This window comes from Agromyces sp. NPDC029043 (assembly GCF_055564615.1).
On record NZ_JBVHVX010000016.1, the window covers coordinates 54,986 to 67,705 of the forward strand.

Here is a 12,720-nt window from a genome sequence, read left to right on the forward strand (position 1 = left end):
GGTTTCCGCGGCAGAAGGGGCCTGCGGTTGGCGCCGGATGAGGCGCGACTCGTAGGCTCGGGGGCATGACCGCCTTCGACGTCCTCCGGACCATCCTCGTCATCCTGCACTTCGTCGGGCTCGCCTCGCTGCTCGGCGGGTTCCTCGTGCAGGTCAAGGCGGTGGCGGCGGGTCAGGGCAAGGTCGTGCCCGCGATGGTGCACGGTGCGCTCACGATGCTCGTGACCGGCGTCCTGCTGGTCGGCACCATCCAGCTCGGCGACATCTACGACGTGAACAACGTCAAGATCGCGGTGAAGCTCGCGGTCGCGATCGTGATCACCGTGCTCGTGTTCGTGTTCCGCAAGAAGGAGCCGGCGCCGTCGTGGGCGCTGTGGAGCATCGGCGGCCTCACGCTGCTGAACGTGATCCTCGCCGTCGCCTGGCGCTGAGCCATCCGCTCGCCCGGCCCCACGCCCACCACGCGGCGAGGCCCACGGCGAAGGACGCGGCGATCGCGAGCGGCGGGGACACCTCCTCGATCGGCGGGTACACCTGCCAGTGGGTCAGGTAGACGAACAGCGACGCGGATGCCACGGTGCCGACCGCCCCGGCCAGGAACGCCGGGACCGGCAGGCTCGCGACCCAGATCAGCAGCACCATCCCGACGATCACGATCGACTCGCGGACCGGGTCGCCGAAGAATCCCGGCACGGTCGCGAGCACGATCGCGGTCGCCGCGACGCGGCGGGTGGTCGTGGTCGATCGGGCGACGAGCCAGCCGAGCGCGATGAGCCACGCGATCGCGGGAAGCGAGTAGCGCAGCGGCGACGACGGTGCGATCCCGCCCGAGACCGCATACCGCCACGCGAGCGCGGCGCCCAGCACCGCGACGGCGAAGACGTACGGATACCGCCGCTCGAGCGCGTCGATGCGGGGCACGGCGAACAGCGCGGCCAGGCCGAGGATCGACCAGACCAGCGCCTCGAGGAACCAGAACTGCCACTGCTCGCTCCACGCGTCGGCGCCGGGCACGAGCCAGTTCGACAGCGCCACGGTGACGGGATCGTACGTGCCGGCGATGAGCGCGACGCCGCCGATCCACAGCACGGCGGGCACGACGAGCGCGGTGGCGCTCCGCAGGAGCCCGCGGACGCGGCGGGCGCGCGCGGCGCGCGCATCGGCGGACGGCGCACCCCTCCCGGTGAGCCGGAATCGCGCGAGGTTGAAGCCGGCGACCGCCAGCAGCAGGTGCGCACCGCCCTTCAGCTGCACCACGTCGGCGTGCGTGGCGACGATGAGCAGGATCGCGACGGCGCGGAGCACGACCGAGGTCTCGAGGCGGGCGATGCGTCGGCGAGGTCGCACGGGTTCCGGCGGGTCGAGGAGGACGTCCGTCCGTCTCGAGCCCGGCGGGTCGGGTCTCGAGGCGGCCGCGGCGGGCCTCCTCGACCCACCCAGTTCGCGGATGGGACGGCTCGGCCAGTCGGCGGGGAGCGCGCCGATGCGCGCCTCGAGTTGCAGTGCCAGCTCGACGTAGTTCAGCGAGTCGCCGTCGAGGCTGGTGAAGCTGTCGTCCTCGGTCGCGTCGGGACGGCCGAGCAGTTCGGCGTAGAGGTCGCGGAGGTCGGAGGCCGAGGTCCCGGCGTGGGATGACGCGCTCGACGCATCATCCGTCGCCGTGGCCCGCAGCAGCGATGCGTGCGCGCGCAGCGCCGCGTGATCGGGCTTGCCGTTCGCGGTGCGCGGGAACTCGGCGAGCGCGTGCACGTCGAACGCGTGCGGCGGCAGTCCGGTGTGCCGCTGCACCGCCTCGCGGGCGGCCGCCGCGAACCGGTCGTGCCGCACGAACACGGCGAGCCGCTCGTCGACGCCGACGGTGCGCGCCTCGAGGCCGTCGTCGGCGAGCAGCCGCTCGAGGCGGTCGAGGTCGAGGCGCAGGCCGAAGCTCTTCACGAACCGGCTCAGGCGCCCGGTGATCTCGTACAGGCCGTCGTCGCGTCGCCGCGCGAGGTCGCCGGTGCGCAGCTCGTCGAGCTCGGGTCCGCGCGAGAGGTCGTCGGGCTCCTCGGCGTAGCCCATCATGACGTTCGGGCCGGAGTAGACGAGCTCGCCCTCGCCCGGCGCGTCGCCGCCGACGGTCGTGTCGATCCGGAACGAACCGCCGGGGATCGGCACGCCGATCGCCCCCGCCGCACTCTCGGCGAGCGAGGGCGGCAGGTACGCCATGCGCGCGGTCGCCTCGGTCTGCCCGTACATCACGAACACGTCGAAGTCGCGCTCGCGTCCGAGCGCGGCGAGCGCCCGCACGCGGTCGGGCGCGAGCCGTCCGCCGGCCTGCGTCACGTACCGCAGCGTCGTCGGCGGACGCCGGGCGAACTCGGTCGACTCGAGCAGCTCGTACGTGTAGGGCACGCCTGCGAAGGAGGTCGCGCGAGCCTCGTCGAACTCGCTCCAGAACTCGGGTTCGACGACCGAGCGGTCGGTGAGCAGCAGGCTGCCGCCCGCCACCAGGTGGCTGTTGACGACCGAGAGCCCGTAGCAGTAGTGGAGCGGCAGCGTCGTCGCGGCGCGGTCATCGGGCGTGAGGCGCAGGTACTCGGCGATGCTGCGCGCATTGCCGAGCACGTTCGCGCGCGAGAGGCGCACGAGCTTCGGCGAACCGGTCGAACCCGACGTGCTCGCGAGCAGCGCCAGCTCGGGATGGAACGTGTGCCGACTCCCCGCGGCATGGTGCTCGATCGACGGCGAGGCGCCGTCGGCACCGGCCTGCACGATGACGTCCGGCCGGTACCGGGCGATCATGCCGTCGAGGCCGGCCGCGCCATCCGCCCCGCCCGCCTGCAGCAGGACCGGATGCCCGCCCGCGAGCGCCGCGAGATACGTCACCACTGTCTCGAGGGTGTTCGAGCCGGCGAGGAACACCAGGCGCCGACCCGTGCCGAGCTCGGCCCGTCGGTCGGCGACGCGCTCGGCGAGCTCGCCGTAGTCGAGCGACGAGCCGGGCGCCACGATCGCCGGTGCCCATGGCTCGCCGCCGAGCAGGTCGAGCGCGGCGGGCTCGGTCCTGGTCAGGATGGTGCGCATGCGGGGTGGACTCCGGTGTGTCAGCGGAAGGTTAGGCTTACCTTAGGCGACATCCGCTCGCCATCGAAATCGGATGTCACGCTCCGCATCGCACCCGGCCGACCGTTCGTCGCACGACCGGCACCGCTCGTCGCACCCGGCTCGCGAGCGCAGACCGGGCTGCGTAAGGTGTGCAGGTTGCCACAAGCAGCGGTTCCATCCGCCGACGCGGTGCGGCGCCCCACCGAGGCGCCCCGCGCCGGCCACGTCCATACCGGAAGTCCCGCCCTGCCATGACTGCAACCTCCTCCCCCGCCGGCCCGACCGCCACGGCGCCCGCCGCCCCCGCGAACTCGCGCGGCCGCGTCATCCTCGCCAGCCTCGTCGGCACCACCATCGAGTTCTACGACTTCTACGCGTACGCGACCGCGGCGGTGCTCGTGTTCCCGATCCTCTTCTTCCCGACCGGCAACGACACGACCGCGCTGCTGTCGTCGTTCGCGGTGTTCGGTGCCGCGATGGTCGCCCGCCCGATCGGCGCGATCGTCTTCGGCCACTTCGGCGACAAGCACGGCCGCAAGGCGACGCTCGTGGCCTCGCTGCTCACGATGGGGATCGCGACGTTCCTCATCGGCCTGCTGCCGACGCACGAGCAGATCGGCTGGTTCGCCGCACTGCTGCTGCTGGTCATGCGCCTCGCGCAGGGCTTCGCGCTCGGTGGCGAGTGGTCGGGCGCCGCGCTCGTCGCGACCGAGAACGCACCGAAGGGCAAGCGCGCCTGGTACGGCACGTTCCCGCAGCTCGGCGCGCCGATCGGCTTCATCATCGCCAACGGCGTGTTCCTGGCGATCAACCTGCTCGCGCCCTCGCGCGAGTGGTTCTTCGAGTGGGGATGGCGCGTGCCGTTCCTCTTCTCGGCCGTCATGGTCGTCGTCGGCCTGTGGGTGCGCCTCAAGCTCGTCGAGTCGAGCACGTTCACGAAGGCCGCCGAGAAGGGCGCCATCCGCAAGCTGCCGCTCGGCACCGCGTTCCGCCACAACTGGCGCGAGCTCATCCTCGGCACGTTCATCATGCTGGCGACGTACGTGCTGTTCTACCTGATGACGAACTTCACGCTCTCGTACGGCACGAAGGCCGCCGACCTCGAGACGGCGAGCGCCGCCGCCGAGGCCGCGGCGACCGCCTCCGGCCAGCCCTTCGACGCCGACGCGTTCGCCGCGGGCTTCTACCCCGGCCTCGGCTTCACCTACGCCGACTTCGTGACGATGCAGATCATCGGCGTCGTGTTCTTCGGCATCTTCACCCTCCTGTCGGGCCCGATCGCCGACGCGATCGGCCGTCGCCGCCTGCTCATCTGGGTGACCGTCGCGATCATCGTGTTCGGCCTGAGCTTCAACCTGTTCCTCATGCCGCAGCTCGACCCGAAGTTCACGGGCGCGCTCGTCCAGGCGTTCCTCGTCTTCGGCTTCCTCCTCATGGGCTCGACGTTCGGGCCGATGGGCGCGGTGCTGCCCGAGCTGTTCCCGACCAACGTGCGCTACACCGGCTCGGCCGTGGCGTACAACGTCTCGTCGATCCTCGGCGCCGCGGTCGCACCGCTCATCGCGGTCGCCCTGTGGGCGGCGGCCGACGGCCAGCCGTGGCCGGTCGGCATCTACCTCTCGGCGATGGGCGTGCTGACCCTGGTCGCGCTCCTCATCTCGAAGGAGACGAAGGACGTCGACTACGACGACGCCGGCGTCGGCGGTCGCGATCAGCTCGCCGAGGCCGAGGCCGAGGCGGCCTCGCTCTAGACGCGGTCGCGGTCACCGTCGACGGGGCGGATGTCGTGGGCTCACCTGCCCGACGGCATCCGCCCTGTTCCGTCTGCGTTCCACGCCCGTTCCAGGCCGATGACGGATGGCGCGACCCCCTTCTGGCGGCGCGGGGCGCGGCGTAGCATGTCGCCGACAAGGGTCGCCGGGTCCTCAGCCGGCAACGTCGACGCCCGGCCCCGAAGACGGCGAGGTGCGCGGATGAACATGACGATGGACATGATGAAGGGCGCGATGTCCGCGTCCGACATGCCCATGAAGGACATGGACATGTCGATGATGCAGGAGTGTATGGAGGCCCTCTCCGCGTGCATGCAGGCGTGCGTCATGTGCGCCGACGCGGACGCGGGCGAGGGCATGGGTCGGTGCGCGGCCATGTGCTCCAACTGCGCCGACGTGTGCGACACGATGATGCGCATGATGCTCCGCACGACCGGCTACGACATGCAGGTCATGATGTCGATGATGCAGACCTGCGTGATGATGTGCCGCGCGTGCTCGGCCGAGTGCATGATGCACGCCGAGATGAGCGAGCACTGCCGCATGTGCGCCATGGCGTGCGACCAGGCGGTCATGGCCATGGAGAAGATGATGGGCGCGATGAAGGAGATGATGCCCGCGAGCTGACGATCTCCTGATCACGTCGACGCGGCCGGCTCGGCCGCGTCACGTGCGTCCGGGCGCGTCAGACGGCCGCGACGCTGTACCGGTCGTCGCCGCGCGCGAGCACGCCGTACACGCCGTGCAGCGCGACGGGGTCGCCGACCGCGAGCCGCCCGGTGAGGGCACCGTGGTGCCAGACGCGGTGCACCAGGCCGTCGAGGTCGAGGAGCTCGACGAAGCCGTCGGCGCCCGACGCCGTCACGACCGCGTCGACCCACCGGCTCGCGGCGATGCGCGACAGGCGGTCCTGCATGGGGTGCAGCCCGTGGCCGGGTCGGTCGCTCGCGCAGGACTCGCCCTCGACGCAGCCGCGCATGCCCATCGCGAGGCCCGTGCGGGACTCGGCGGCGGCGTGCGGCTGGTGACTCGACATGGCTGGCTCCTGACGTGGTTCGTACCGTGCAGGCGACGATACGCCGGGGCCGAGCGGATGTCGCGGCGAGCCGTCACACGCGGAAACAGTCGACCGTCAGGCGAGGAAGAGCGCGCGGAGCCGCTTCGTGGTGAAGAACATGCCGAGCGCGATCATCACGACGTAGTAGCCCACGTGGACGAGCATGGCCGGGCCGACGGCGCCCGTCGTCAGCCCGCGCACGAGCTCGACCCCGTGCCACAGGGGCAGCGCCTGGATCACCCACTGGATCGGCTCGGGGTAGACCGTGAGCGGGTAGAAGGTCGCCGAGAACAGGAACATGGGCAGCATCACGAAGTTGATCCAGTCCATCTCCTGGAACGACTTCAGGTAGCTCGTCACCGCCATGCCGAGGCTCGCGAACCCGAAGGCGATGAGCAGCACCGCCGGGATCGCGAGCAGTGCCCACCACGAGAGCGCGAGCCCGAGCACCTGCATGACCGCCATGAAGCTGACCGCGTAGAGCCCGCCGCGCAGGAGCGCGAGCGAGATCTCGCCGAGCGCGACGTCGAGCGGGCCGAGCGAGGTCGCGAGCATGCCCTCGTAGAGCTTCGCGAACCGGATCTTGAAGAACACGTTCCACGTCGAGTCGTAGATCGCGCCGTTCATCGCCGCGACCGCGAGCAGCGCGGGGGCGATGTACGCCGCATACGGTACCTCGCGACCGTCGACGCTGACGGTGCCGACCCGCGCCGAGCCCGATGCCGAGCGAGAGCAGGTAGAAGATGGGCTCGAACACGCCGCTGAGCATCACGAGCCAGTTCGTCGAGCGGGTGGCGCGCCATCCGCGGTACATCACCGCTCGCGCGTTGCCGGCGTAGAGCGCCCCGACGCCGCGGCGGGTGCGGTGCTCGACGGCGTGGTCGACGACGCTCATGCGGTCAGCCTCCGCAGCGCGATCCGCCGGGCCCACAGCCATCCGGCCACGGTCATGCCGACGAGCACGACGACGTGCACGACCGTCAGCCAGATCGGCTCGGGGTAGCCGAAGGTGAGCACGCGCGAGAGCTCGGTGCCGTGCCACAGCGGCGAGAGCCATCCGATCCACTGGAGGAACCACGGCAGCTCGGAGAGCGGGAAGAAGGTGCCCGAGAACAACGTCAACGGCACCACGATCAGGCGCTCGACCATGGCGAGCTGTCCGGTGTCGTCGCGGATCGTCGAGGCGTAGGCCATGAGCAGCGTGCCGAACGCCATACCCGTGAGCGTCGCGACGAGGATCGCGAGCCACCCGGTCGACGACGGCACCGCACCGAAGAGCAGCATGAAGCCGAAGTAGACGACCATCGTCGCGACGAGCCGGATCACGACCGAGATCACGAGCCCGTCGACGATCTGGCCCGGGCGGATCGGACCGGCGTGCATGCCGCTGAACGTGGGATTCCACTTGTAGCCGAGCAGCACGGGGTACGAGAACTCGATGGTCGCCGTGGTGAGCCCGGCGCTGCACAGCAGTGCCGGAGCGACGTAGACGAGGTAGCCCACGCCCCCGGCCTCGACGCCGAGGTTCTGGTCGACGAGCGTCGCGAGGCCGACGCCCATCGCGTAGAGGTAGATGAGCGGCTCGCCGAACCCCGTCGCGAGGATGGTCTGCGCATACGACCACATGACCCGCAGCCGGTGCTCGGCGACGTACCACGCGCCGAACCGGCGCGGACGGGAGCCGCCCGCGAGCGCGCGGCGGGCGTCGTCGGTCGGCGGAGCGGATGTCGCGGGGGTCTCGAGACGGCCCTCCGGGCCTCCTCGCCCCGCGGAACCGTCGTTCATTCAATGAGGCTCCGTCCGGTCAGGCGCAGGAAGACGTCCTCGAGACTGGAGCGGCGGACGAGGCTCGTGAGCGGACGCATCCCCGCGTCGGAGATGCGCTCGAGCTCGGCCTCGCCGTCGGCCGTGTACACGAGGATGCGGTCGGGCAGCACCTCGATGCGGTCGCCCGAGCCCTCGAGGGCGCGCGCGACCTCCTCGTTGCGGTCGGAGCCGAACCGCAACTCGAGCACCTCGCGCGACGAGTGCCGCCTGATGAGCTCGGCGGGCGTGCCCTCGGCCATGATGCGTCCGTGGTCGACCACGATCAGCCGGTCGCAGAGCTGCTCGGCCTCGTCCATGTAGTGCGTCGTGAGCACGAGCGTCTTGCCCTGCTCCTTCAGCCGGAAGAGGCGATCCCAGAGGATGTGCCGGGCCTGCGGGTCGAGACCGGTGGTCGGCTCGTCGAGCAGCAGGATGCGCGGGTCGTTGATGAGGGCGCGCGCGATCGTGAGGCGACGCTTCATGCCGCCGGAGAGCGCGTCGACCTTCGTCGTCGCGCGGTCGGCGAGCTGGGCGAACCCGAGCAGCTCGTCGGCGCGTTCCGCGACGAGCCGCCGCGGCAGCCCGAAGTAGCGGCCGTAGACGAGCAGGTTCTCGCGCACCCGCAGTTCGGCGTCGAGGTTGTCGGCCTGCGGCACGACCCCCAGCTGCGAGCGGATGTCGGGACCGTGCCGGTCGGGATCGAGCCCGAGGATCGACAGCTCGCCGCCCGTGCGGGCGGACACGGCGCCGACCATGCGCATGGTCGTGGACTTGCCCGCGCCGTTGGGCCCCAGCAGGCCGAACGACTCGCCCGGCGCCACCTCGAACGAGAGCCCGTCGACGGCGGCGAACTCCCCGTAGCGCTTGACGAGCTGCTTCGCGACGATCACGGGCTGCGGCACGCTTCCCCACCCTAGACCCGGGCCCCGACATAGCATGGCGCCATGCAGCCCGACCCGTCCCGCGGCGCCGTGGGCGCCATCCGCATCGCCGACCGCGTCCGCGATGCCGTCGCCGCCGGCCGGCCCGTCCTCGCGCTCGAGTCGACGATCCTGACGCACGGCCTGCCGCGCCCGCGCAACCTCGAGGTCGGGCTCGAGGCCGAGGCGATGGTGCGCGAGGCGGGCGTCGAGCCCGCGACGATCGGCGTGCTGGGCGGCATCCCGGTCGTGGGACTCGACGACGGCGACCTCCGGCGCCTCTGCGCGGGCGAGGGTGTCGTGAAGGCGAGCACCCGCGACCTTCCGGTCGCCCGCGCCCAGGGCCTCGACGCGGGCACGACGGTCGCGGCGACCGCGTGGCTCGCGCATCGCGCCGGCATCCGCGTGTTCTCGACGGGCGGGCTCGGCGGCGTGCACCGCGGTGCGGGCTCGACGTTCGACGAGTCCACCGACCTGCCGACGCTCGCGGTCACGCCGATCACGCTCGTGAGCGCGGGCGTGAAGTCGATCCTCGACATCGCCGCGACGCTCGAGCGGCTCGAGACGCTCGGCATCACGGTCGCCGGGTACCGCACCGACCGCTTCCCCGGCTTCTACGTCGCCGATTCGGGATTCCCGGTGCCGGCGCGGATCGAGCGTGCCGCGGACGGCGCGGCCCTCGCCCGCGCGCGCGACGAGCTCGGCCTCGCCTCCGCGGTGCTGATCGCGAACCCGATCGCCGAGTCGGAGCAGCTCGACCCCGTCGTGCACGACCGCGTCCTCGTCGAGGCGCTGCGGGCGGCGGATGACGCGGGCGTCACGGGCCACGACACGACGCCGTTCCTCCTCGACTTCGTGCAGCACGCGACCGGCGGCCGAAGCCTCGAGGTGAACCTCGCGGTGTACTTCGGCAACGCGCGCCTCGGTGCGGAGATCGCGCGTGAGCTCGCCGGCTGACGCGCCGGGCGAGTCGCCCGTGACGGCGGTCGCGCCGGGCGTCCTCGTCGTCGTCGGCGACCTGCTCGAGGACATCGTCGTCTGGGCGACCGAGCCGATCCGCGCGGCGACCGACTCGGCCGCGCAGGTGTTCCGGTCGCGGGGCGGGAGTGCCGCGAACGTCGCGGCGCACGCGGCGGCGCGCACGTCCACGCGCTTCATCGGGCGGATCGGCGACGACGGTGCGGGACGCGCGCTCGAGTCCGCGCTCGCGGCGACCGGCGTCGACGTGCGCGTGCAGCGCAGCGGCCGAACCGGTGCGGTCGTGCTGATCGTCGCGCCCGACGGCGAGCGGACCATGTTCCCCGACCGTGCGGCCGCGGCCGGGCTCGACGGCGTCGACCCCGCCTGGCTCGACGGGGTCGCATGGCTGCACGTGCCGAGCTACGGCTTCGAGCACGAGCCCATGCGCGGCGAGGTGCGCCGGCTCCTGGCCCTTGCGCGCGAACGCGGCGCGCACGTGTCGGTCGATGCGTCGTCGACGGGCCTGCTCGACGGGCTCGGCGTCGAGCGGGTCGTCGGCTGGTACTCGGAGCTGCGGCCCGACATCCTGTTCGCGAACGAGACGGAGGGCCTGCTGCTCGGGGTCTCAGGCGGCGGCGAGCCCGCGGCATCCGTCGCCCGTCGGGTCGTGGTCAAGCGCGGATCCGAGCCGACCGAGGTGTTCGACGACGGAGTGCTGGTGGCGCGCGTGCCGGTGGCGCCGGTCGAGGGAGTGCGCGATCTCACCGGCGCGGGCGACGCGTTCGCCGCGGGCTACCTCGCCGCGGCACTGGCCGGTGCGGATGCCACGGCGTGCTGCCTCGCGGGGCACCGGCTCGCGGCATCCGTCATCGCCTCGCCCGGCGGCGACGTCGCATCCCGCTGAGCTCTCCGCGGCGTCTCTCCACAGCCCGGGTCGCACCCGGGCGCGGCTCCCAGCCGGGCGACGTATGCTGCATGGCGGCCCGCGAGCGCCGCGACGGATGCCGGCGACGTGGGCCGTGCGACAGGAAGACGACATGAGCGACATCGAGACCCGCCCGGCGACCCGTTCGGCGGCCCGCGCCGCGGAACGCGAGGCCGCGCGCGCCGCCCGCACCGGCGGCATCCCCTTGCCCGGCCGTCGTCCCGCGACGGGCGACGCATCGAAGCCCTCCGGCGGGCGGCCCGAGAACACCGCGCGCCGCAGCCCCTTCAGCCGTCGCGGCGAGACCCCGCCCGGCCCCCGTGCGACCTTCCGCCAGCTGCTCCCCTTCATCTTCGAGCACCGGCCCGTGCTGATCTGGGTCGCCGTGCTCTCGGTCGTGGGCGCGATCGCGAGCCTCGCCCAGCCGCTGCTCGTCGGCCGCGTCATCACCATCGTCGAGGCCGGCGACCCGCTCGACGGGATCGTCTGGGCGCTCGTCGCGCTCGTCGTCGTCAGTGCGATCATCACGGGCTACCAGCACTACCTGCTGCAGCGCACGGGCGAGGGCGTCGTGCTCTCGAGCCGCAAGCGCCTCATCGCGAAGATCCTCCACCTGCCGATCGCCGAGTTCGACACGCGCCGCACGGGCGACCTCGTCTCGCGCGTCGGCAGCGACACGACGATGCTGCGCGCCGTGCTCACGCAGGGCCTCGTCGAGGCGATCGGCGGCGCCGTCACGTTCGTCGGCGCGCTCATCGCGATGCTCATCATCGATGCCGCACTCCTCGGGCTCACCGCCCTCGTCATCGCCATCGCGATCACGACCGTGACCCTGCTGTCGGCCCGCGTGCGCGAGGCGTCGCACGCGGCGCAGGCTAAGGTCGGCGACGTCGCGGCCTCCGTCGAACGCGCGATCACGTCGGTGCGCACCATCCGTGCCGCCGGCGCCACCGAGCGCGAGGTCGCCGCGGTCGAGCGCGAGGCCGAGGGCGCGTGGAGCATGGGCGTGCAGGTCGCGAAGATCTCGGCGCTCATCGTGCCGATCGCCGGCATCGCGATGCAGGTCTCCTTCCTCGTCGTGCTGGGGGTCGGCGGGTTCCGCGTGGCGTCGGGCGCGATCACGGTGGCCGACCTCGTCGCGTTCATCCTGTTCCTCTTCATGATGATCCTGCCGCTCGGCCAGGCCTTCGGCGCGATCACCTCGGTCAACCAGGCGCTCGGCGCGCTCGGCCGCATCCAGGAGGTCCTCGACCTGCCCGACGAGGATGCGCACGACCGGCAGCTCGCGGCGCGGGCCGTCATCGTCGGCCCGGCCAACGAGGGCCTGCTGCCGGATGCCCCGGCGATCGAGTTCGACGACGTGCACTTCGCGTACGCGCTCACGCGCCCGTCCGACCCGGCCGACCCCGGCAACGACTCGCCCGACGAGCACCTGCCCGAGCCCGACGTGACCGATCGGCAGCCCGTGCTGCGGGGCGTGTCGTTCCGGGTCCCGCGCGGGCAGCGCATCGCCCTCGTCGGCCCGTCCGGAGCCGGCAAGTCCACGATCCTCGCGCTCATCGAGCGGTTCTACGACCCGAGCGTCGGCACCGTCCGGCTCGGCGGGCTCGACGTGCGCGCACTCGAGCGCGCCGAGCTGCGGGCGCAGATCGGCTACGTCGAGCAGGATGCGCCGGTGCTCGCCGGCACCATCCGCGACAACCTCAAGCTCGGCAGCCCCGACGCGACCGATGCCGAGTGCGAGCACGTGCTCCGCGCCGTCAACCTCGGCACCGTGCTCGAGCGCGACCCCGCCGGACTCGACGCGCAGGTCGGGGAGAACGGCATCATGCTCTCGGGCGGCGAGCGCCAGCGGCTCGCGATCGCCCGCGCGCTGCTCGCCGCGCCGCCCATCCTGCTGCTCGACGAGTCGACGTCCTCGCTCGACGGCGTCAACGAGCGCATGATGCGCGAGGCCATCGACGCCGTCGCGGCCGGGCGGACGCTCATCGTGATCGCGCACCGGCTGTCGACGGTCGTCGACTCCGACCGCATCGTGGTGCTCGACGAGGGGCGCGTGATCGGCGAGGGCACGCACCGGCAGCTCGTGGAGGCCGTGCCGCTCTACCGCGAGCTCGCCGAGCACCAGCTGCTGGTCTGAGTTCGCCGGTTCCGAACCCCACCACCGGATTCAGGGTTTTCCCCCATCCCGCC

10 protein-coding genes and 1 pseudogene are annotated in these 12,720 nt (G+C 72.2%); 6 read left to right on the plus strand and 5 right to left on the minus strand.

What is annotated here, in order from left to right:
* Positions 1-65: 65 nt before the first annotated feature.
* Complete coding sequence (locus ACZ4TW_RS17520; RefSeq protein WP_465544709.1) at positions 66-431, plus strand: hypothetical protein; 366 nt, start codon at positions 66-68, stop codon at positions 429-431.
* Here ACZ4TW_RS17520 and ACZ4TW_RS17525 read toward each other — a convergent pair.
* The gene (locus ACZ4TW_RS17525) at positions 391-3,066 is read right to left on the minus strand and encodes an AMP-binding protein (protein WP_465544711.1); all 2,676 of its coding nucleotides are present in this window, start codon (positions 3,064-3,066) and stop codon (positions 391-393) included. The genes ACZ4TW_RS17520 and ACZ4TW_RS17525 overlap by 41 nt on opposite strands.
* 272 nt (positions 3,067-3,338) lie before the next feature.
* Here ACZ4TW_RS17525 and ACZ4TW_RS17530 point away from each other — a divergent pair, with 272 nt between their 5' ends.
* Positions 3,339-4,838 carry an MFS transporter gene (locus tag ACZ4TW_RS17530; RefSeq protein WP_465544714.1) on the plus strand — a complete coding sequence of 500 codons (1,500 nt, stop codon included), beginning with the start codon at positions 3,339-3,341 and terminating at the stop codon, positions 4,836-4,838.
* Between the two features lie 99 nt (positions 4,839-4,937).
* Positions 4,938-5,486, plus strand: a complete 549-nt coding sequence (locus tag ACZ4TW_RS17535; RefSeq protein WP_465544716.1) for a four-helix bundle copper-binding protein — start codon at positions 4,938-4,940, stop codon at positions 5,484-5,486.
* 58 nt (positions 5,487-5,544) lie between these two features.
* Here the strand turns inward: ACZ4TW_RS17535 and ACZ4TW_RS17540 are convergent, their stop codons facing one another.
* The 4 genes and pseudogenes from ACZ4TW_RS17540 to ACZ4TW_RS17555 all read right to left on the minus strand — a co-directional run bounded on the left by ACZ4TW_RS17540 (position 5,545) and on the right by ACZ4TW_RS17555 (position 8,624).
* Entirely contained in the window at positions 5,545-5,895 is a 351-nt protein-coding gene (locus tag ACZ4TW_RS17540) for a hypothetical protein (RefSeq protein WP_465544718.1), read from the minus strand.
* A 96-nt stretch (positions 5,896-5,991) separates the two neighbouring features.
* Positions 5,992-6,811 (minus strand): annotated as a pseudogene (locus tag ACZ4TW_RS17545) (ABC transporter permease).
* Entirely contained in the window at positions 6,808-7,701 is an 894-nt protein-coding gene (locus ACZ4TW_RS17550) for an ABC transporter permease (RefSeq protein WP_465544720.1), read from the minus strand. The pseudogene ACZ4TW_RS17545 and the gene ACZ4TW_RS17550 overlap by 4 nt, the downstream one beginning before the upstream one ends.
* On the minus strand, positions 7,698-8,624 hold the full coding sequence (locus ACZ4TW_RS17555) for an ABC transporter ATP-binding protein (RefSeq protein WP_465544722.1): 927 nt from the start codon (positions 8,622-8,624) through the stop codon (positions 7,698-7,700). The genes ACZ4TW_RS17550 and ACZ4TW_RS17555 overlap by 4 nt, the downstream gene beginning before the upstream one ends.
* A gap of 42 nt (positions 8,625-8,666) precedes the next feature.
* Between ACZ4TW_RS17555 and ACZ4TW_RS17560 the strand changes: the two genes are divergently transcribed.
* The 3 genes from ACZ4TW_RS17560 to ACZ4TW_RS17570 all read left to right on the plus strand — a co-directional run bounded on the left by ACZ4TW_RS17560 (position 8,667) and on the right by ACZ4TW_RS17570 (position 12,667).
* Entirely contained in the window at positions 8,667-9,599 is a 933-nt protein-coding gene (locus tag ACZ4TW_RS17560) for a pseudouridine-5'-phosphate glycosidase (RefSeq protein WP_465544724.1), read from the plus strand.
* Positions 9,583-10,506 (plus strand): carbohydrate kinase family protein, encoded by a 924-nt coding sequence (locus tag ACZ4TW_RS17565; RefSeq protein WP_465544726.1) that lies wholly within the window; start codon positions 9,583-9,585, stop codon positions 10,504-10,506. Before ACZ4TW_RS17560 ends, ACZ4TW_RS17565 begins: the two co-directional genes overlap by 17 nt.
* A gap of 133 nt (positions 10,507-10,639) precedes the next feature.
* Positions 10,640-12,667: an ABC transporter ATP-binding protein gene (locus ACZ4TW_RS17570; RefSeq protein WP_465544728.1), complete on the plus strand. Its 2,028-nt coding sequence runs from the start codon at positions 10,640-10,642 to the stop codon at positions 12,665-12,667.
* Positions 12,668-12,720: the final 53 nt, after the last annotated feature.